General features: G+C 71.0%; 19 protein-coding genes. 4 read left to right on the top strand and 15 right to left on the bottom strand.

The features are described 5' to 3' along the window. The 13 genes from ETD85_RS45590 to pgsA form a co-directional block, all read right to left on the bottom strand. The coding region (locus ETD85_RS45590) for a carbohydrate ABC transporter permease (RefSeq protein WP_138696088.1) at positions 1–893 on the bottom strand (893 nt) is incomplete at its 3' end. A 184-nt stretch (positions 894–1,077) separates the two neighbouring features. Beyond that, positions 1,078–1,827, bottom strand: a complete 750-nt coding sequence (locus ETD85_RS45595) for a YebC/PmpR family DNA-binding transcriptional regulator (RefSeq protein WP_138696089.1) — start codon at positions 1,825–1,827, stop codon at positions 1,078–1,080. Positions 1,828–1,830: 3 nt separating this feature from the next. Then, positions 1,831–2,409 (bottom strand): pyridoxal 5'-phosphate synthase glutaminase subunit PdxT, encoded by a 579-nt coding sequence (gene pdxT / locus ETD85_RS45600; RefSeq protein ID WP_138696090.1) that lies wholly within the window; start codon positions 2,407–2,409, stop codon positions 1,831–1,833. Positions 2,410–2,472: 63 nt separating this feature from the next. Then, positions 2,473–3,339, bottom strand: a complete 867-nt coding sequence (locus ETD85_RS45605; RefSeq protein WP_170247189.1) for an endonuclease/exonuclease/phosphatase family protein — start codon at positions 3,337–3,339, stop codon at positions 2,473–2,475. Positions 3,340–3,364: 25 nt separating this feature from the next. Beyond that, positions 3,365–4,585 carry an MFS transporter gene (locus ETD85_RS45610; RefSeq protein WP_138696092.1) on the bottom strand — a complete coding sequence of 407 codons (1,221 nt, stop codon included), beginning with the start codon at positions 4,583–4,585 and terminating at the stop codon, positions 3,365–3,367. 13 nt (positions 4,586–4,598) lie between these two features. Beyond that, positions 4,599–5,021 carry a MarR family winged helix-turn-helix transcriptional regulator gene (locus ETD85_RS45615; RefSeq protein ID WP_138696093.1) on the bottom strand — a complete coding sequence of 141 codons (423 nt, stop codon included), beginning with the start codon at positions 5,019–5,021 and terminating at the stop codon, positions 4,599–4,601. An 83-nt stretch (positions 5,022–5,104) separates the two neighbouring features. After that, positions 5,105–6,784 (bottom strand): alkaline phosphatase D family protein, encoded by a 1,680-nt coding sequence (locus ETD85_RS45620; protein WP_138696094.1) that lies wholly within the window; start codon positions 6,782–6,784, stop codon positions 5,105–5,107. Between the two features lie 237 nt (positions 6,785–7,021). Next, entirely contained in the window at positions 7,022–7,936 is a 915-nt protein-coding gene (gene pdxS / locus ETD85_RS45625; RefSeq protein WP_138696106.1) for a pyridoxal 5'-phosphate synthase lyase subunit PdxS, read from the bottom strand. 116 nt (positions 7,937–8,052) lie between these two features. After that, the gene (locus ETD85_RS45630; RefSeq protein WP_138696095.1) at positions 8,053–9,069 is read right to left on the bottom strand and encodes a DUF3048 domain-containing protein; all 1,017 of its coding nucleotides are present in this window, start codon (positions 9,067–9,069) and stop codon (positions 8,053–8,055) included. A 62-nt stretch (positions 9,070–9,131) separates the two neighbouring features. After that, on the bottom strand, positions 9,132–9,674 hold the full coding sequence (locus tag ETD85_RS45635; RefSeq protein ID WP_138696096.1) for a LemA family protein: 543 nt from the start codon (positions 9,672–9,674) through the stop codon (positions 9,132–9,134). Position 9,675: 1 nt separating this feature from the next. After that, entirely contained in the window at positions 9,676–10,806 is a 1,131-nt protein-coding gene (locus ETD85_RS45640; RefSeq protein WP_138696097.1) for a glycosyltransferase family 4 protein, read from the bottom strand. Then, entirely contained in the window at positions 10,803–11,711 is a 909-nt protein-coding gene (locus ETD85_RS45645) for a phosphatidylinositol mannoside acyltransferase (RefSeq protein WP_138696098.1), read from the bottom strand. The genes ETD85_RS45640 and ETD85_RS45645 overlap by 4 nt, the downstream gene beginning before the upstream one ends. Beyond that, positions 11,708–12,331 carry a phosphatidylinositol phosphate synthase gene (pgsA, locus tag ETD85_RS45650; protein ID WP_138696099.1) on the bottom strand — a complete coding sequence of 208 codons (624 nt, stop codon included), beginning with the start codon at positions 12,329–12,331 and terminating at the stop codon, positions 11,708–11,710. The genes ETD85_RS45645 and pgsA overlap by 4 nt, the downstream gene beginning before the upstream one ends. A gap of 146 nt (positions 12,332–12,477) precedes the next feature. Here pgsA and ETD85_RS45655 point away from each other — a divergent pair, with 146 nt between their 5' ends. Both ETD85_RS45655 and ETD85_RS45660 read left to right on the top strand, forming a co-directional pair. After that, positions 12,478–14,616: an elongation factor G-like protein EF-G2 gene (locus tag ETD85_RS45655; RefSeq protein WP_138696100.1), complete on the top strand. Its 2,139-nt coding sequence runs from the start codon at positions 12,478–12,480 to the stop codon at positions 14,614–14,616. Positions 14,617–14,757: 141 nt separating this feature from the next. Then, the gene (locus ETD85_RS45660; RefSeq protein ID WP_138696101.1) at positions 14,758–16,314 is read left to right on the top strand and encodes a glycoside hydrolase family 10-like protein; all 1,557 of its coding nucleotides are present in this window, start codon (positions 14,758–14,760) and stop codon (positions 16,312–16,314) included. A 27-nt stretch (positions 16,315–16,341) separates the two neighbouring features. Here the strand turns inward: ETD85_RS45660 and ETD85_RS45665 are convergent, their stop codons facing one another. Next, complete coding sequence (locus ETD85_RS45665) at positions 16,342–17,094, bottom strand: TetR/AcrR family transcriptional regulator (protein ID WP_206059290.1); 753 nt, start codon at positions 17,092–17,094, stop codon at positions 16,342–16,344. 102 nt (positions 17,095–17,196) lie between these two features. On the opposite strand from ETD85_RS45665, the gene ETD85_RS45670 reads away from it, so the two are divergent. After that, on the top strand, positions 17,197–18,123 hold the full coding sequence (locus tag ETD85_RS45670; RefSeq protein WP_138696103.1) for a zinc-binding dehydrogenase: 927 nt from the start codon (positions 17,197–17,199) through the stop codon (positions 18,121–18,123). A 78-nt stretch (positions 18,124–18,201) separates the two neighbouring features. On the opposite strand, the gene ETD85_RS45675 is transcribed toward ETD85_RS45670, so the two are convergent. Further along, a complete protein-coding gene (locus ETD85_RS45675) occupies positions 18,202–19,542 on the bottom strand; it encodes an aminotransferase-like domain-containing protein (RefSeq protein WP_138696104.1) in 1,341 nt (446 codons plus the stop codon). An 82-nt stretch (positions 19,543–19,624) separates the two neighbouring features. Here ETD85_RS45675 and ETD85_RS45680 point away from each other — a divergent pair, with 82 nt between their 5' ends. Further along, complete coding sequence (locus ETD85_RS45680; RefSeq protein ID WP_138696105.1) at positions 19,625–20,524, top strand: branched-chain amino acid transaminase; 900 nt, start codon at positions 19,625–19,627, stop codon at positions 20,522–20,524. Positions 20,525–20,549 lie beyond the last annotated feature (25 nt).

A 20,549-nucleotide genomic window follows, 5' to 3' on the forward strand; every position in this document is an offset into this window, starting at 1 on the left:
GGGAAGGGGCCCGAGGCGGGCAAGGGGCCGGCGAAAGAGCCCGGCTGCGGGACAGGGGCGGCTCGCGGGGTCAGGGTGATGCGCAGGCGCGCGGCGACGGCGATGACCGTGGCGACGATGCCGAGCACGCCGAGGATCACCCCCGTGAGGGCCGCGACGGCCGCACCACGGCCGAAATCGGCCACTCTGAAGGCGAAGTCGTACTGCAGGCCTGCGAGCGTCTCTGTGGAGCGCTCAGGCCCTCCCCGGGTGAGCGCCAGGCCGAGGGAGAACGTCTGGAGCCCCGCCGCCACCGTGGCCAGCGCGACGAGCGCCCCCACGGCGAACATGGCCGGCACGGGCCGGCCGCCGCGCAGCGCGGGCAGGAAGGCGATCATCGCCAGCGCGCAGACCACCCCGAACGTGGCCGCGGCGACGATCAGCCGGAGCGTTCCAGGCGCGGTCGCGGGCTCGACCAGCCCCTCGGCCAGTGCGGCCGGGCCCGACGCGTTGGGCATCAGCCCGCGCAGCCAGGCCGCCGCCACCCCCACCGGCGAGAACGTGACGATGGCCAGCGACAGCGCGATCCGCCCCGCCCGTCTGGGCCAGGTGCCCGCCCGGTCGAGCGCCAGAGCCAGCAGCGGCGCCACCACGAGGGCGACGAGCAGCGGCATCAGGGTCAGCGAGAGCGTGAACCACAGCGCCCGCCAGACGTGCGCGTCTCCCAGCAACTCGGCGTAGTTGGCGGTCCCCGCGTAGCTGACCTTCCGCAGCACGCCGCCGCTCTGGAAGCTGAGCCAGATCGTCTGGCCCGTCGGCAGCACCAGCGTGATGAGGGTGCCGAGCAGCGCCGGTACGGCCAGCAGCCAGCCGAGTGCGGGAGAGGGCGACTGAGACGGGGTGGGGGAAGTCACGTCGCCCGACCCTACGCTGCCACGGTGCCACCGCGCATCCGCGCCCCCACGCACGGATGCATACGGGCGCGGCCCGATGCGCACGGGGCGCCCCGGCGCGAACCACGGCTCCCGCCGCCGGAGAACCGGCCCAAACAAACCAGCCCGGCGAGCCGGCGCAGCAGGCCGGCTCGCCGGACCCGGCTCAGTCCAGCGCCGCCAGCACGTCGTCCGAGACGTCGAAGTTGGCCCAGACGTTCTGCACGTCGTCGCTGTCCTCCAGCGCGTCGATGAGGCGGAAGACCTTCTTGGCCCCGTCCTCGTCGAGCGGCACGCTCATGGTCGGCAGGAAGCTGGACTCGGCCGAGTCGTAGTCGATCCCGGAGTCCTGGAGCGCCTTGCGCACCGGCACCAGGTCACCGGCCTCGGAGACGACCTCGAAGGAGTCGCCCAGGTCGTTGACCTCCTCGGCGCCCGCGTCGAGCACGGCCATCAGCACGGTGTCCTCGTCGAGCCCGTCCTTGGGCACGAGCACGACGCCCTTGCGGTTGAACATGTAGGACACCGAGCCCGGGTCGGCCAGCGAGCCGCCGTTGCGGGTCAGCGCGACGCGCACCTCGGAGGCGGCGCGGTTGCGGTTGTCGGTGAGGCACTCGATGAGCACCGCGACGCCGCCGGGCGCGTAGCCCTCGTACATGATGGTCTGCCAGTCGGCGCCGCCGGCCTCCAGGCCGCCGCCGCGCTTGCGGGCCCGCTCGATGTTGTCGTTGGGCACGGAGTTCTTCTTCGCCTTGAAGATGGCGTCGAAGAGGGTCGGGTTGGCGTCCGGGTCAGGGCCACCGGTCCGGGCCGCCACCTCGATGTTCTTGATGAGCTTCGCGAACAGCTTGCCGCGCTTGGCGTCGAGCGCGGCCTTCTTGTGCTTCGTCGTCGCCCATTTGGAGTGGCCGGACATTACCTAGAGCTCCCTCAGCATGTCTACGAAGTAACGGTGCACGCGCGTGTCCCCGGTCAGCTCGGGGTGGAACGACGTCGCGAGCAACGGCCCTTGACGGACCGCGACGATCCTATCCCCAGGCTCGCACCTGCCCAGCACTTCGACATCGCCGCCGATGGATTCGACCCACGGCGCGCGGATGAACACGGCGTGCACGCGGTCTCCCGCGAAGTCCAGATCGGACTCGAACGAGTCGATCTGGCGGCCGAAGGCGTTGCGCCTGACCACCATGTCGATGCCGCCGATGGTCTGCTGCCCGGCCGCGCCGTCCTCGATCCGGTCGGCCAGCATGATCATGCCGGCGCAGGAGCCGTAGGCGGGCATGCCCTCCTTGATCCGCATCCGCAGCGGCTGGAGCATGTCGAAGGTCTCCGCGAGCTTCCACATCGTGGTGGACTCCCCGCCGGGGATGACCAGGCCGTCGACCGCGTCCAGCTCGGCGGGCCTGCGCACGGCGGTGGCCGACGCGCCCGCCTCCTGAAGCATGCGCACATGCTCGCGCACATCTCCTTGGAGGGCGAGTACACCGATCGTGGGCACAGTCGATCCTTCCGTCCGGTTGCGGGTTCAGACAATTCAACACCAGGATGGCCCTGGATCTTCCTACAGGGCCACCTCGATGTAGACGGGCTTGTGGTCGGAGAGGGTCACGCGGCGCTGGACGTGGCAGCGCCGTACGGTGCCCTTGGGCGCGAACAGGTAGTCGAGCTTGCGGCCCGCGCGGGTCCAGCCGCCGGTTCGCCGCGCGCCGCGCTGGTCGCACTCCTGGTAGGCCCGGTAGGCGGGGGCGACGGCGCGGCGGCCGGCGGCGCTGCCGTAGCCGCTGTCGGGCGGGGCCACGTTGAGGTCGCCGCCGACGATCGTGCGGTGTCCGGGCTTGGCGGCGATCTCCAGGAGCCGGGCGATCTGCCTGGTCCGGTAGGGGGCGCCGGGCTGACGGTCGTCGTAGGCGGCGCCCGAGGACAGGTGGGTGCCGCAGGCGTGGACCTTCCGCGCCGGGATGGTGGCGCAGATGACGGCGCGGCCGACGTACCAGGGCGGGGCCGGCAGCGGCCGGATCTCGAACGTGGCCGCGTCGCCCGCCACCGCGACCGCGATGCTCTGCGCGCCGCGCGGGCGGCCGAGCCGGTCGGGGTGGCACGCGTACGGCTTGCCGTCGGCGCCGGTCAGGCCCCAGGACCCGACGCTCCAGCTCCGGCCGGTACGGCGCTCCAGCCAGAGTTCGAGCGTGCCGGTCGCGCCCGTGCAGAACTCCTGGAGGAAGATCACATCGGGTTTGACCGGCTCGCTGAGCGCGTACCTGCCGATGTTCTCCGCCAGCTCCAGCGCGCTCGCGCGGTAGAAGCGGCAGTCGGAGTTGGTGCCCGTGCACACGTTCCAGGTCATGACGGAGAACGGCTTCGCCGGCGACTGCTGGGCGGACGGGGCCGCGAGGAGCCCCGCGACCAGGAGCAGCACCTGTCCCACCATGGCCGGTAATCCAACCATATGAGGGTCAGCCGGCGGGCGCCGTCGCGACGTCGTGGACGGTGTGGTCCTCGTCCACGCGGGACAGGGCGAGCAGGTGGTGGCGCCTGGTGTACAGGACGGCCATGCCGACGAGGCAGCAGGCCGCGCCCAGCGCGTACGGCACGGGGACGCCGATCTCCTCCCCGAGCTTGGTGGCGATGAACGGGGCCAGCGCGCCGCCCATCCAGCGCACGAAGTTGTATCCCGCGGAGGCGACGGGCCTGGGCGCGTCGGAGACCTCCATGGCCGACTCCGTGAACACCGTGTTGTTCAGGCCGATGGGGATGCCGGACAGGACGGTGAAGACGATGATCCCCGCGTGGAACCCCCCGGCCGCCGAGAACGCGATGCCGAGCTGCAGCACGGCCAGCAGGGCCAGCGCCAGGTGCAGCACGTTCACGGAGCCGAGCCGGCGCTGCAGCGGCGGCGCCCCGAAGACGGAGGCCAGCGCCACGCACACGCCCCAGCCGAAGAAGACGGCGCCGATCCCGTACGGGGACATGCCGAGGATGAACGGGGTGAAGGCCAGGATCGTGAAGAACGCGAAGTTGTAGAACAGCGCGGTGAAGGCCGTGGTGGACAGGCCGCCGTGGGCCAGTGCCCGGAGCGGGGCGCTGAGGCGGGTCTTGACGGCCGGCTTCGGCGTGGCTTTGAGCAGCGTGACGATCAGGACGAGGCCGACGGCCATGAGGGTGGCGGTGCCGAAGAAGGGCGCCCGCCAGTTCCAGTCGCCGAGCAGGGCGCCGGCCAGCGGTCCCGCGGAGATGCCGAGGCCGAGCGCGGCCTCGTACAGGATGATGGCCGATTCGGCGCCGCCGCTGGCCGCGCCGACGATGACGGCGAGCGCGGTGGCCACGAACAGCGCGTTGCCGAGACCCCAGCCCGCGCGGAAGCCGACGAGCTCGCCGACGCTGGTGGAGGTGCCGGCCAGCGCGGCGAACACGATCACGAGCGCCAGGCCCGCCAGCAGCGTGCGCTTGCCACCGATACGACTGGAGACCCAGCCGGTGATCAGCATGGCCACGGCCGTCACCAGGAAGTAGCTGGTGAACAGCAGCGACACCTGGCTCGGCGTCGCGTTCAGCCCTTGGGCGATGGAGGGGAGGATGGGATCTACCAGCCCGATGCCCATGAAGGCCACGACCGCGGCGAACGCGGTGGCCCAGACGGACATGGGCTGGCGGAGGATTCCGCCGCCGGTGTGCATGGTGCTCCCTTGCTTACGAGCGGCCGAGCTTCGCCAGAACGGGCAGCGCGGCCGCGAGTGTGGCGCGCTCGTCTTCGGTGAGCGCGGCCAGTTCCCGGGTGAGGTGGGCGACCCTGGCCCTGCGCACGGCGAGCAGCCTGTCGCGGCCCTCGCCGGTGAGCTCGACCGTCCTGACGCGGGCGTCGGACGGGTCGGAACCGCGGGCCACCAGGCCCGCTTCCTCAAGCCTGTTGATCTGCACGGTCATCGTGGGCAGCTGCACGGCGTGCTCCTCCGCCAGCTCGGTCATGCGCCGCGAGCCGTGTTCGAGCGAGCCGAGCACGCTGTACTGCTGGCTCGTGACGGGCTGTCCGGCGACCGTGCGCCGGAGCAGGAGGACCAGGTGGCGCAGCACGGCCGAGACCCGCTCGGCCAGGTGGGTGGGGTCGTCCCTCATACTTAGCCCAACTAAGTTAGCCTAACTAATATTCCGGACGCGAAAAGGCCGGACCCGCCCAGCGGGCCCGGCCTCGGAAACTCCTACGGGCGCTCGGTCTCCAGGCGCACCGTCTCCTCCACGGTCATGTCCTGCTGGGCGCGCATCGCCGCGTCCAGCGGCCTCAGGTACGTCTGCTGCACCCCCGGCACCCGGTCCTCCACCACGAACGTGGCCCGCGTGTAGACCTCCGCCCCAGGAGCCTGCACCTGCGGCACCACCTTGAAGTCGGCCGTGAGCCGGTCACGCTCGATCTTCGTCAGCACGTAGCCGCGCTGGTTGTTGTAGAACTTCAGGTGCGGGTTGATCGCGAGGAACGGGTGCGTGGCCGGGTCGGAGTCGGCCCCGTCGCCGCCGGTGGAGATCGAGGTCGCCACCAGCTCCGAGCCCACCGACGGCCCGGTCGGGTCGTCGTAGTCGAGCTTGAGGTCGCTGGCCCAGTGGGCGTGCACGTCGCCGGTAAGCACCACGGGGTTGCGCACCTCGGCGTCCACCCAGCCCTGGGTGATCCGCCGGCGCGAGGCCACGTAGCCGTCCCAGGAGTCCTGAGAGGTGATCTTGGCGGGCCCGGCGTTGTTGTCGCGCTGGGCGAAGAACACCTGCTGGCCGAGGATGTCCCACTGCGCCCGCGAGTGGTGGAAGCCGTCCAGCAGCCACGCCTCCTGCTCGCCGCCCGTGATCGAGCGCGCCGGGTCCACGGCGGCCGGGCAGTCGCGGTAACCGTCGCCGCAGCCCTGGTCGTCGCGGTATTGGCGGGTGTCGAGCATGTGGAACGTGGCCATCCTGCCCCACCGGATGCGCCGGTAGAGCTGCATGTCGATGCCGCGCGGGATGGAGGTGCGGCGCAGGGGCATGTTCTCGTAGTAGGCGCGGAAGGCGGCCTCGCGCCTGGACAGGAAGTTCGGCTGGGGCACCTCGGGCTTCTCCGGCACCTCGTCGGCCCAGTTGTTGTCCAGCTCGTGGTCGTCCCACACGACCAGCCACGGCGCGGCGGCGTGCGCGGCCTGGAGGTCGGGATCGGCCTTGTACTGGGCGTGGCGCTGGCGGTAGCCGGCCAGCGTCTCGGTCTCGGGGCCCTCGTGGTCGCGGACGTTGCCGCCGGGGATCGTGTAGGTGTCCTTGGTGTACTCGTACTGGTAGTCGCCCAGGTGCAGGACCAGGTCGGGGTGCTCCTCGGCCAGCCGGCGGTAGGAGGTGAAGTAGCCGTGCTCGTACTGGGCGCACGAGACGAACGCCATGGCCAGCGCGCCCCCGTACGAGAGCGGGTGCGGCGCGGTGCGGGCGCGGCCGACCGGCGAGAGGTACGGGCCCACGCGGAAGCGGTACCAGTACTCGCGGTCGGAGCTCAGGCGGTCCACCTCGACGTGGACGCTGTGCCCCCATTCGGGCGTCGCGACGCTCACGCCGGAGCGCACGACGCGGCGGCAGCGCTCGTCGGCGTACACCTGCCACAGCACCGGGAAGGGCCGCTGCGGCATGCCGCCGAACCCGTCCTCGGCCATGGGCTGCTGGGCCAGCCTGGTCCACAGCACGAAGCCCTCGTGGTCGGGGTCGCCGGAGGCGACGCCGAGCGTGAACGGGTCGGTACGCAGCCCGCGCGCGGCCAGGCTCTGGCCCGTCTCGGCGCCGGGATCGGGGTCGGCGTGGGCGGCGGCCGGGATCGCGGCCGCGGCGCCTGCCGCTAACCCCGTGACGAGGAAGTGCCTGCGGTTCAGCTTGGACACGTGTGGCTCCTGGGACGATCAGGGTGCGGGACGCCCCGTAGCCTGACTGAGAATCATGACCAGCCGGTGAACACCACACAACACGAAAAAGGCGACATCCTTCGCGGATGCCGCCTTCTCCGGCGATTTTCGCCGTCACAGCATGGCGCCCCCGGCAGGCGGAGACAGCTCGTTTCGCCGCCTGCCGGATATGATCATCTCACGGGCGCAAGCCTGTGACCTGCAACGACGCGCCGACTACCAGCCGCGCTCGGCCAGGCGGTGCGGCTGCGGGATCTCGTCGACGTTGATGCCGACCATGGCCTCGCCCAGGCCGCGCGAGACCTTGGCGATGACGTCGGGGTCGTCGAAGAACGTCGTGGCCTTGACGATGGCCGCGGCCCGCTTGGCGGGGTCGCCGGACTTGAAGATGCCCGAGCCGACGAACACGCCCTCTGCGCCGAGCTGCATCATCATCGCGGCGTCCGCCGGGGTGGCGATGCCGCCCGCGGTGAACAGCACGACGGGCAGCTTGCCGGTCTTGGCGACCTCGGCGACCAGCTCGTACGGGGCCTGCAGCTCCTTGGCGGCGACGTACAGCTCGTCGTCGGGCAGCGAGGCGAGCCGCTTGAGCTCGGCGCGGATCGTGCGCATGTGGGTGACGGCGTTGGAGACGTCGCCGGTGCCGGCCTCGCCCTTGGAGCGGATCATGGCCGCGCCCTCGGTGATGCGGCGCAGGGCCTCGCCCAGGTTGGTGGCCCCGCACACGAACGGCACGGTGAACTGCCACTTGTCGATGTGGTTGGCGTAGTCGGCGGGGGTGAGCACCTCGGACTCGTCCACGTAGTCGACGCCCAGGGACTGCAGCACCTTGGCCTCGACGAAGTGCCCGATGCGGGCCTTGGCCATCACGGGGATCGACACGGCGGCGATGATGCCGTCGATCATGTCGGGGTCGCTCATCCTGGACACGCCACCCTGGGCACGGATGTCTGCGGGCACCCGCTCGAGGGCCATGACCGCGACCGCGCCGGCGTCCTCAGCGATCTTGGCCTGATCGGGCGTGACGACGTCCATGATGACGCCGCCCTTGAGCATCTCTGCCATGCCGCGCTTGACGCGCGCGGTTCCGGTGACGGGGGTGCTTTCTGGCGTGCTGCTGGACACGGTCATCCTCACGGGCTCTCACGGCGGTCGGTAAGTTATCAAACCCATCGTAGGTCCTGGAGGACCCCTCCCCCGACATGCCAAGATGTCAGGATTTGTCGCTAAGACTCGACAAAGTGGAACTACGGAATGACGGGCTTGCGGCTGGCGAGCGCCACCCAGACCTGGCCGGGCGCGAAGTTCATCGGCTCACCGCTCTCAGTGGTGAACGTCGTACCTCCGTCCTCGGATTCCCGTTCCCACTTCGCCTTGAAAGCTTTGCCGTCGCGCAGCACGATCGCGCTGCCCTTGCCGGTGGTGTGCACGAGCGGCGTGTAGCTCTGGTTCTTGTCGTGGAACTCCGAGCGCTCGGTCTTGGTGTACTGGATCACGATCGTGGGCGCGCCGAGCTGGCCGCCCTCCGCGGCCATGTCCTTCTTGCCGTCCTGCCAGATGAGCCACTGCTCCTTCTCCGCCGACCAGGCGAAGGTGAAGCGGGCCGCGGGCCACTTGACGGTGTACGACTTCTTCTCGACCCCGCCTTCGGCCGGCGCGTCGCCGAAGGTGAAGCCCACGTCCTTGGCCTTGCTCGCCTTGGGCGCCTTGGCCAGGAGTTGCTTGGTGTTGGCGAACAGGTTGTAGGGGGCGAAGCGGCCGGGCTGGCGGAAGTACGCGCCGGGGTTGCGCGTGTCGCCCACGTCGAACAGCGACGCCTCCGCGATGAACGGCAGCATCTTCGTCTGCGCGCCCGAGTAGGAGAAGGCCGGCTTGCCGAACTGCGGCGCCAGGTGCAGGTCCGAGATGCGGGCGCTGCGGACGGGGCCCACCTTGGCGGGCACCTTGGAGGAGAAGATGGCCATGAGCCGGGTCAGACCGGCCTCGACCTGCTCGACGTAGACGATGTCCGCGCTCTTCAGCCCGAGCTGCGGCTTGCCCGCGGCGGTGTTCTCGATCTTCACCGCGAGCACCGGCTTGAGCGCGCTGTACGGCTGCCCGGTGAAGGGATGGCCCTTGACCTCTTCCGGCTCCTCGCTCGGGGCCGCGGTCGCCGCCTGCGGCGCCTTGCCCGGAGCGGCCGGATCGTCGGAGGAACAAGCCGCGACGGGCAGCAGCACGGCCGCGCCGGCCAGCCAGATCGTGATCGTCCGGGGTAGCCGCACCTGTGGATCTCCTCGCTTCAGCCGTAAAACCGGATGAAGCTTACTGGCTTCCACAAATTAGGTCATTCAGTTGCCATAGTCGCAGGCGGATTGTCATCGATCTCGAAGAATTGCGGGTATTCGGTATGCCCGGCCAGGCGCAGCGTCCTGGCGAGCCAGCGGCGCTGGGCCGTACGCGTGACGCCCACGGCGTTGTTGTAGAAGCGGCGGGAGTAGACCACCTTGGCCACCGCCGTGTCGAGCTCTTCGAGCAGGTCTCGCCCGCCCGGCGCCTCGGACAGCTTCTCCCTGAAGCGCTCCTGGTCCACGGCCGCGCGCAGGGCCCGCGACAGGTCGCTCTCCGCGTGCTCGCGCTCCTCCGGCCCGGACATCCGGGCCTCGTGGGCGGCGGCGGCCAGCACCAGCGACGTGGCCGGGTCGAGCAGGCGCGATCCGGCCAGCTCCAGGACCACGGCCCTGCGCCGCATCAGCGCGGCGTCCAGCGACTCGCTGGCGAGCTCTAGCCTGATGTGCAGGCGGTCGAGCCGGCCCGCGCGCCAGGAGATGTAGACGGCCGTGAGCACCACGGCGATGCCCACGATCAGCACGATCATGGTGGATGTCATGTCAGAGGTCCTCTTCGACCCTTCCCGCGCCGCTCGTGGTGACGGTCTCGTAGACGCGCACCACGTCGCGGGCGACCGTGGACCAGTCGTACTTCCTGACCGCCACCAGCGCCTCCGCGGCCAGCTTGGCCCGGCGCTCCGGCGCGTCGAGCAGCGCGCCCGCCTCGCGCGCCAGCGACGCCGCGTCGCCGTTGGCGAACAACGCGCCCGCCTGGCCGTCGCCCAGCACCTTGCGGAAGGCGGGGATGTCGCTGGCCAGCACCGTGGCCCCGGACGCCATGGCCTCGGCCAGCACGATGCCGAAGCTCTCCCCCCGCGTGTTGGGGGCGCAGAACACGTCGACCGAGTGGTAGGCGCGGATCTTGTCGGCCTCGCTGACCATGCCCAGCACCGTCACGCGCTCGTGCAGCTCCCTGGGCAGCCGCTCGAAGACGTCCTTCTCGTCGCCGGGCCCGGCCAGCAGCAGCTTCAGCTCCGGCCGCTCGGGCGCGAGGGTCCTGAACGCGTCGAGCAGGATCGGCAGGCCCTTGCGCTCCTCGTCCATCCGGCCCAGGAAGCCGAGCGTGGCGCCGTCGGGCCCCCATCCGTCCAGCGGCTCGGCCTCGGTGTAGCGGGAGACGGTCACCCCGTTGGGGATCAGCACCGTGTCGCCGCCGAACTGCTCCACCAGGCTCTTGCGCGCCGCGTCGGAGACCGCGATGCGGCCGCTCAGCTTCTCCAGCGCGCTGCGCAGCAGCGGCTCGGCCACCGCGATGGCCCGCGAGCGCGAGAACGACGCGTGGAACGTCGCCACGATCGGCCCCTTGGCCGCCCAGCAGGCCAGCACGCCCAGGCTCGGGATCAGCGGCTCGTGGATGTGCAGCACGTCGAAGTCGCCCGTACGGACCCACCGCCGCACCCTGGCCGCCGACAGGAAGCCGAACGACATCCTGGCCACCGACCCGTTGTACGGGACGGGGATCGCCCGCCCCGCGCCCGTCACGTAAGGCGGCAGCTCGTCGTCGTCGGCCGCCGGCGCGATGACCGACACGTCGTGCCCCTGCGCGATCAGTGCCTGGGCCAGGTCGTCGATGTGCTGCTTGACCCCGCCGGGCATGTCCCACGAATAGGGGCAGACGATGCCGACCCTCATCGGGCGAGGTCTTCCAGCCAGAGCCGCTGCATCATGTGCCAGTCCTCCGGGTGCTCCGAGATGCCCTTCTCGAACACGTCGGCCAGCCCCTGCGCCACCGCCGCGACCTTCTCCTGCCTGGTGCCCTCGGCCGGGACCGGGATCTCCTCGTGGATGTCGATGCCCCAGTCGGATCCGTGGAAGTAGACGATGGCCGGCAGCACCGCCGCGCCCGTCTGCACGCCCAGCAGCGGCGGGCCAGCGGGCACCTTGGTGGCCGCGCCGAAGAAGCGCACCTCGACGCCGCTCTTGGTCAGGTCGCGCTCGGCCGGCAGGCACACCACGCCGCCCTTGCGCACCCGCGTCGCCAGGGTGCCGAAGTTGTGCCCGTCGCCGCCCGTCAAGGGCAGCACCTCCATGCCCAGGCCCTCGCGGAAGCGGACGTAGCGGCGGAACAGCGATTCGGGCTTGAGCCGCTCGGCCACGGTGGTGAACGGGTGGCCCACCCCCACCAGCCACGCCCCGGCCTGGTCCCAGTTGCCCATGTGCGGAAGGGCCAGCACCACGCCCCGGCCGGCCGCCACGTTGTCGTGCACGTGCTCGGCCCCGGTCACGTGGGTGCGGCGCACGATCTCCTCGGTGCGCATGGACGGCAGCCGGAAGACCTCGTGGAAGTAGCGGAAGTAGGAGCGCATGCCGGCCCGGCTGAGCTCGCGCAGCTCACGGCTGCCCGCGTCGAGGCCGGTCACCCTGGCCAGGTTGGACTCCAGCCGGCGTACGGACTTGCCGCGCCTGCTCCAGACCCGGTCGGCCAGGAAGTCGAAGACCGCGGCCGTCGGGCGCTCGGGCAGCAGCGGCACGAGCTTCCAGCCGGCCGCGAACCCCGCGGCCACCACGCGATCGCTGACGGACGCCTTCTCGCTCATCTCTCCCTCGTCTGCTGGTAAACGTGCACCACCCGCTGCCCCACGGTGATCACGCTGGCCGCCGCGAGCAGCCACATCCCGGCAGGCAGCACGTACGGGACGCCGAGCCCGGAGAAGCAGGTCGCGACCAGCGCCACCACCAGCCGCTCGGGCCGTTCGGCCAGCCCCACGTCGGCCGTCAGCCCGAGCCCCTCGGCCCTGGCCTTGGCGTAGGAGACCAGAGCCCCCGCGATCAGGCAGAGAAGTGTGACCCCGGCCATCAGCGTGTCGTCTCTGGAGATGAAATACAAGATCAGGCCCGCGAAGATGGCGGCGTCGGCCACCCGGTCGAGCGTCGAGTCGAGAAAGGCGCCCCATGTGCTGCCGGCGCTGCCGCCGAGCCTGGCCACCACGCCGTCGAGCAGGTCGAACAGCACGAAGACGGTGATGACGAGGGCGCCCACGGTGAGCTGTCCCATGGGGAAGAAGAGCAGGGCGGACACGACGGTGCCGAGGGTGCCGATCGCCGTGACGGCGTCGGGGCCGATCCCGCGGCCGACGAGAAGCCTGCCCAGCGGGGTGAGTATCCGGGTCATGGCCGGGCGCAGGAGTTTGAGCATCGCCGTCCGATCGTAGGCCATCGCGCGCCTGACAACTTTCTTTGCCCCGCCCCCCTTGTGATATCCGCCACAGGGGTATTTGGTGAACACACCGCGTCCATGCGGTTCCACTCACCCTCCGCCCGGGCGCGGTCGTTGGAAAACACACCGACGACGTGGGAGGCGATGTGGCGGAAAGAAACACGGGCGGTGCCGTAGGAGCCGCGGGCAGGGCACCAACGGCCGACAGGGCGGATGCGATACGCAATGTCGTGCTGGTCGGCCACTCAGGAGCGGGTAAGACGACTCTCGTCGAGCAGCTGCTGGCCGCCACGGGCACCATCCAGCGCGCGGGACGCGTAGAGGACGGCAACACGGTCAGCGACTTCGACGAGGTGGAGGTCCGGCAGCAACGGTCGGTCAACCTCGCCGTGGCGCCGCTGGTGCACAACGGCATCAAGATCAACCTTCTGGACACGCCCGGTTACGCCGACTTCGTGGGCGATCTGCGGGCGGGGCTGCGGGCCGCCGACGCGGCGCTGTTCGTGGTGTCGGCCGCGGACGGGATCGACGGGCTGACCCAGATGCTGTGGGAGGAGTGCTCGCAGGTCGGGATGCCGCGCGCGGTGGTGATCACCAAGATCGACCACCAGCGGGCCGATTTCGACGAGGTGCTCGCCACCTGCCAGGACATCTTCGGCGACGGCGTCGCCCCCCTCTACCTGCCGGTGATCACCAACGGCCACGTCAACGGGCTGATCGGACTGCTGTCGCAGAAGTTCTACAACTACGCCACGGGCTCCCGCACCGAGAAGGAGCCCGGCGCCGAGTACGAGACGCAGATCGAGGAGCACCGCGGCGTCCTGATCGAGGGGATCATCCAGGAGAGCGAGGACGAATCGCTCATGGAGCGATACCTCGAAGGCGAGCCCATCGACACGAAGGTCCTCGTCGACGACCTGGAGAAGGCCGTCGCCCGCGGCAGCTTCTACCCGGTGCTGTGCAGCGGGCTCGGTGTCGGCGCGCAGGAGCTGCTCGAGCTCATAACGCAGGGCTTCCCTTCCCCGCTCGAACACCCGATGCCCGAGATCACCGACCTGTCCGGCAAGCCGGTCAAGAACATCGCCTGCGACGCCGACGGCCCGCTCGTGGCCGAGATCGTCAAGACCACGAGCGACCCGTACGTGGGCCGCATCAGCCTCGTACGCGTCTTCTCCGGCACGTTGCGTCCCGACATGACCGTGCACGTGTCCGGGCACGGCCTGGCCGAGCGCGGGCACGAGGACCACGACGTGGACGAGCGCATCGGCACCTTGACCTGCCCGCTGGGCAAGCAGCAGCGCGGCACGGCCAAGGGCGTCGCCGGCGACATCGTGGCGGTGGCCAAGCTGTCGCGGGCCGAGACCGGCGACACGCTGTCCGACGTCGAACACCCGCTCCTGATGACCTCCTGGGACATGCCCGACCCGCTGCTGCCCGTGGCGATCAGGGCCAAGTCGAAGGCCGACGAGGACAAGCTGTCACAGGCGCTCGGCCGCCTGGTGGCCGAGGATCCGACCCTGCGCCTGGAGAACAACGCCGAGACCAGGCAGCTCGTCCTGTGGTGCATGGGCGAGGCGCACACCGACGTGCTGCTCGACCGCCTGTCCAAGCGGCACGGCGTGGAGGTCGAGCGGGTGGAGCTGCGGGTGCCGCTGCGCGAGACGTTCGGCGGCAAGTGCCAGGCGATGGGCCGCAACGTCAAGCAGACGGGCGGCCACGGCCAGTACGCGATCTGCCACCTCGAGGTCGAGCCCCTGCCGTCCGGCGGGGGTTTCGAGTTCGTGGACAAGATCGTGGGCGGCGTGGTGCCCCGCCAGTTCATCCCGTCGGTGGAGAAGGGCGTGCGGGCCCAGATGGAGCGGGGCGTCGTCGCCGGCTATCCGATGGTGGACGTGCGCGTCACCCTGTACGACGGCAAGGCCCACTCGGTCGACTCCTCCGACATGGCCTTCCAGATCGCGGGGCAGCTCGCGCTCAAGGAGGCGGCAGGCAAGGTGCCCACCCTGCTGCTGGAGCCGGTGGACGAGCTGTCGGTGCTGGTGGCCGACGACTACGTGGGGTCGGTGATGTCCGACCTGTCCTCCCGGCGCGGGCGGGTGCTCGGCACCGAGCCCGTCGGCACCGGGCGCACGCTGGTCAAGGCGGAGGTCCCCGAGCTGGAGATCACGCGGTACGCCATCGACCTGAGATCCATGTCGCATGGCACCGGGACCTTCCAGCGCACGTTCCTGCGCTACGAGCCGCTGCCGCCCAACCTCGCGCACAAAGTGGCGGCCACCGAGTAGGCAGTGCGTGGACCTGCGGCAGAGCCGGGAGGGATTTGTTCCCTCCCGGCCCAGCCATCGCATTTATCACAAAAGAGTCACGAGTTTATTTCTTTCTTTGTACCCGAGCACGCCAGAGCAGCTGCCACACTGGTTCGTACTATGCGAACTGGACTCCCACTCCTCGCCGCCGCCGCCCTCGCAGCCGTCGCCACCGGCGCCGCCTACCTGTTCGGACCCGGAGCCGGAGAGAGCCCCGCCGCGAGCGTGACGAAACCCGCCGCCACCGCACCCGACGCCGCCCCCTGCGAGGCGGACGCCCGCTATCCGAAGCGGGAGCTGCGCGGGGTGTGGATCGCCACGACCATGAACATCGACTGGCCCTCCAAGCCCGGCCTCGCCGTCGACCGGCAGAAGGCCGAATACACGAAGATCCTCGACAGCGCCGCCAAGCGCCGCATGAACGCGGTCTTCGTCCAGGTCAGGCCCGCTTCCGACGCCCTCTACAAGTCCTCGCTGGAGCCCTGGACGCAATATCTGACGGGCACCGCGGGCAAGGACCCTGGCTGGGACCCGCTGCCGTTCCTCATCCAGGAGGCCCACAAGCGCGGCATGGAGTTCCACGCCTGGTTCAACCCCTACCGCGCCTCCTACGGCGACAGCACCGCCAAGCTGCCCGCGACCCACCCCGCGCGCCAGCACCCCGACTGGACGGTCAAATTCGGCGGCCGGCTCTACTACAACCCCGGCCTGCCCGCCGTCCGCGAGCACGTGGTCAAGGTCATCACCGACGTGGTCGACCGCTACAACATCGACGGCGTGCACTTCGACGACTACTTCTACCCCTATCCGGTGGCCGGGGCGAAGTTCGACGACACGGCGGCCTTCAAGAAGTACGGCGAGGGCAAGAAGCTCGCCGAGTGGCGCCGCGACAACGTCAACAAGCTGGTCGCCGAGGTCGACGAGGCCGTGCACGGCGCCAAGGAGCACATCAAGTTCGGCATCAGCCCGTTCGGCATCTGGCGCAACAAGGCCCAGGACCCGACGGGCTCCAGCACGGCCGGGATGTCGGCCTACGACTCGATCTACGCCGACGCGCGCGCCTGGATCGAGGCGGGAACCGTCGACTACGTGCTGCCGCAGCTCTACTGGCCGCGCGGCTTCAAGGTGGCCGACTACAACACGCTGGCCCGCTGGTGGGCCGGCGAGGTCAAGGGCAGCGGCGTCCAGCTGTACATCGGGCAGGGGCTCTACCGGGTCGGGGCCAGGGACGACCGGGCCTGGACCAGGCCGGGCGAGCTGGCCGCACAGGTGGGCGTCAACCGCCAGTACAAGCAGATCAGGGGCGAGGTCTACTTCAGCGCCAAGCAGTTGCTGACCAACCCGCTGGGCGCGATCGACCGCGTCGCCACGACCTACTACAGCCGTCCGGCGCTGCTGCCGATCATCAAGAAGCTCGGCGGCACGGCCCCGGCCCCGCCGGCCGACATCAAGGCCAGCGGCACCACGCTGTCGTGGCAGCCGTCCGACAGGGCCCGGGCGTACGCCGTCTACCAGGTGCCGGAGCAGGGCAAGACCTGCCACACCACCGACGCGCGCAACCTGGTCGCGATCGTCACCAGCCCGTCCTACACGGCGAAGGCCGCGGGGACCTACCTCGTCACCTCGCTCGACCGCCTCCAGCACGAGAGCGACGCGGTCAAGGTCAAGACCGGCTGACGCCGTCCCGTCCCGCCCCCGTGACGGTCACGGGGCGGAGCGGCCGGCTCCGGCCTGGTGCGCGAGGGTGAGGGTGAGGCTGGCGGGCAGGGCCCCGACGGCCTCACGCAGGCGGGCGGCGAGCTCTTCGCAGGTCTTCCCCACCTCCGCGCCTGCCGCCCCTGTGCCTGCCGTCCCTGTGCCTGCCGCCCCTGTGCCTGCCGCCCCTGTGCCTGCCGCCCCTGTGTCGGCCGTTTCTATGTCGGCCGTTTCTGTGTCGGCTGCCCAGCCCGCCAGTGCGTAGCGGAAGGCCGCTACGAGCATGTCCACCATCAGGCGAGGGCGCGGGTCGCGTTCCCGCGTCTCCTCGTCGAGCCAGGGGCGGATGATGTCGATCGCCGCCTGCGTCGTGCGTTCGCAGAAGTGCAGGCTGTGGGCGTTCATGGACGCGGTCGACTCCGACAGCCGGTAGCTGAGCAGGGCCCGGCCCGCCCAATCGCCGTCCGCCAGGCCGTCCAGCGACGCCAGCAGCGCGTCACGGGCCACCGCCAGCGCCGGACGCCCGCCGGGCTCGGCCGCCGCCAGCTCCACCAGGAAGCCCCGCCACATGTCCTCCAGCGGGGCCATGGCGACCTCTTCCTTGCTGGCGAAATTGCGGAAGAAGGTCCGCTTGGACACCTCCACCGCCTCGCACAGCTCGTCGAGGGTGACACCGGCGAAGCCGCGAGCGGTGAACTGCTCCAGAGCGGTGTCGATCAGCGCCTGACGAGTCCGTTGCTTCTTGCGTTCGCGCAGCGTCACGAGCGGAAGTGTAGCAAGAGGGGCGAACGCCACTTGCACGCTTATGCCACTCAGTGGCATAAATGAGCGGTCACTGCTTTCCCGCTTCGAGAGGCGAACTCCATGCGTGCCCTACTTGTCGATCACTCCACTCCGTCCGGGCTGCGGCTCGGCGAGAGCGCCGACCCCGTACCGGCTGCTCGCCAGGCCCTGGTCAGGGTGAGCGCCGTCTCGCTGAACTTCGGCGAGGTCAAGCACGCCATCCCGCAGGTGCCCGATGGCACGGTGGTGGGCTGGGACGCCGCGGGCGTGATCGAACGTCCGGCGGCCGACGGCTCGGGGCCGCCCGCCGGCACTCCCGTGGTCACGGTCGGCATCGACGGCGCCTGGGCGGAGCTGCGGGCCGTGGACACCGATGCGCTCGGTGTCGCGCCGGCCGGCGCCGACCCGGGCGCGCTCAGCACCGTCCCGGTCGCGGGCGCCAGCGCGCTGCGCGCCCTGCGCAAGATCGGCGACCTGCTCGGCAAGCGCGTCCTGATCACCGGCGCCACCGGCGGCGTCGGCAGGTACGCCGTGCAGCTCGCCCGGCTCGGCGGCGCGCACGTCATCGCCTCGACCGGGGATCCGCAGGCGCACGGGGACGGGTTGCGCGCGCTGGGCGCCCACGAGGTGATCGCGGGGCCGGAGCGGCTGGGCTCGCCGGTGGACGGTGTGGTGGACTGCGTGGGCGGGCGGCAGCTGGTGGAGTCGTTCGGCCGGCTCGCGCCCGGCGGGACGCTGGTGGCGGTCGGGCACGCCACGGAGGAGCCGGAGAGCTTCCCGTCCGGGGCCTTCTACGGCAACGACGGGCGGCACGACCGGTCGATCGCGACCTTCTACCTGCTGGACGGGGTGCCGCTCGGGCCGGACCTGACCTGGCTGGCCGGCCGGGTGGCCGCGGGCGCCCTCGACCCGCAGATCACCTGGCGGGGCGGCTGGGACAAGGCGGGCGAGGCGATCAGCGCGCTGCTGGAGCGCCGCCTGCACGGCAAGGCCGTCCTGGACCTCTGACTTCCGCTCTGAGACGCTGTCCGTCTGCCCGGGCAGGTCGCTCGCAGTCGCTCACAGTCGCTCACACGAGCCGAAGGCTCAGTTGCGGTGCTCGTTCCAGGCTTGGGCGAGGGCGGTCACGGCCTGGTCGAGCAGTTCCGGGGGGAGGGCGAAGCTGAGGCGCAGGCGGTCGCGGTGCCGGCCGTCGGGCGAGAACAGGGAGCCGGGCGCGACCGCGACCCCGTGCTCCCTGGCCACGGCGGCGAACCGGTCCGTGTCCGTGCCGGGGAGCCGGGCCCAGACCGACAGGCCGCCGGGCGGGAGCGTCCAGGTCCATTCGGGCAGGCGGGCGGCGAGCGCGGCGGTGAAGTGGCCCCGCCTGCGGACGAGCTCGGCCCGCCAGGGCTCGACGGGGTTGCGTTCGAGCAGGCCGGCCGCGAGCAGCTGGGAGACCGCGCTGGTCGCCAGGTCCGCGTCCACCTTGGCCTCGGCCAGCCGGGCCAGCAGCGGCTCGGGCGCCGCGAGCCATCCCACGCGCAGGCCGCCCCACAGCACCTTGGACAGCGATCCCACCGTCACCGTCCCGTACGGGTGCGGCAGGGCCAGCGGCTCGGGCACGGGCGTGCCGTCGTACACCAGGGCGGCCAGCGTTCTGTCCTCGATCACCGGCACGTCGGCGGCCCTGGCGAGCTCGGCGACGTGCCGCAGGTCGGGCACCGAGCCGGTGGGGTTGTCCACGCTGACCACGTAGACGGCAGCCGGGCGCTCGCGGGCGATGGCCTCCGACACGGCCTCGGGCGAGGTCAGGTCGAGCGCCACCACGTGCGCCCCGGCCCGGCGGAAGACGCTCAGCGCTCCCCCGTACGCCGGATCGCCCACGAGCACGCGGTCACCGGGCCGCAGCAGCACGCGGGCGGCCAGGTCGATGCCCTGCTGCGCCCCCGCCGTGATCAGAACCTCCCGCATGCCCGGCGCGCTCCCCGATCCCGGCGCGCCCTCAAGCAGGAGCTCCCGCAGCCGCGGGTCACCCATCGCGTCGTAGCCGTGCCCGCTGGGCGAGCGCATGAGGTCGGCGGGGGCGAGCGCGGGCAGCACGAGGTGGGACGGGTCGGGGACGACCGAGGTGGACAGATCGGCGAGCACCGCCCCCGCCTGGAGCAGGCCGCCGAACGACGGGATGCCGAGCACGTACGTGCCGCTGCCGTGGCGGCGCTCGCACAGCCCCTCCTCGCACAGCGCGTTGAACGCCGCCGCCACCGTCCCTCGGCTGACGCCGACCGCCTGGGCCAGGTCCCGCTCGGAGGGCAGGCGGGTGCCGGGCGTGATCGCGCCCGTCCGGGCGAGATCCGCCAGCGCGCCCGCCAGCCTGCGGCTCGGGGTGCCCTGGCGCAGTCTCAGGCGGTCGCGGACGAGCGTGACGAGATTCTCTTCCCTTCCCATGCCACCATTATCCCGATAATGTGCCATTTATCTTCAAATTGGCCCAATAAGGTTGGTCAGTTTGTGCCACGAGGAGGATCCGGTGGAGGAAGCCGCGTACATCTGGATGGATGGTGAGCTGGTGCCCTGGGGCGCGGCCAAGGTGCACGTGCTGTCGCACGCCCTGCACTACGGCACGGCCGTCCTGGAGGGCACCAGGGCGTTCGAGACGCCGGACGGGCCGGCCGTGTTCCGGCTCGACGAGCATCTGGAACGGCTGCGCCTCAGCGCCCGGATCATCGGGCTGCCGCTGCCGTACACGCTGGACGAGCTGCGTGCGGCCACCCTGGAGACGGTCGCGGCGAACGGCCAGCCGTCCTGCTACATCCGCCACCTCGCGCACCGCGGCTACGGCGAGATGGGCATCGCGGCGCGTGACTGCCCGACGGTGGTCTCGATCGCGTCCTGGAGCTGGGGCGCGCTGCTCGGCACCGGGGTGCGGCTCATGACCAGCTCGTGGCGGCGCAACGACCACACGGCGGTCCCGACGGCGGCCAAGGCCACCGGGCCGTACCTGAACTCGGTTTTGGCCAAGGCGGAGGCACTCGACGCCGGATACGACGAGGCGGTGCTGCTGAACGCCGCCGGATTTGTCAGCGAGTGCACCGGGGCGAACCTCTTCGTCGTCCGCGACGGCGAGCTGGCCACGCCACCGAGGAGCGCGGGCGCGCTGGACGGGATCACCCAGGACACCGTCGAGCGGCTGGCCGCCGACCTGGGGCTGCAGGTGGTCAGGCGGGATCTGCTGCGGACGGATCTGTACGCCGCCGACGAGGTGTTCCTGTGCGGGACCGCGGCCGGGATCGTCCCCGTCAGCTCGGTCGACCGGCGCGAGCTCGGCGGCCGGGGGCCGGTGACCGGCAAGCTCGCCGACGCCTACGACACCGCGGTCCACGGCCGCGACCCCCGCTACCGCCACTGGCTGACCCCGGTCACCACCTGAGCCCCCGCCCTGTCTCTTCCAAACA

The sequence above is a fragment of the Nonomuraea zeae genome (assembly GCF_005889725.1).
Taxonomy (GTDB): Bacteria; Actinomycetota; Actinomycetes; order Streptosporangiales; family Streptosporangiaceae; genus Nonomuraea; species Nonomuraea zeae.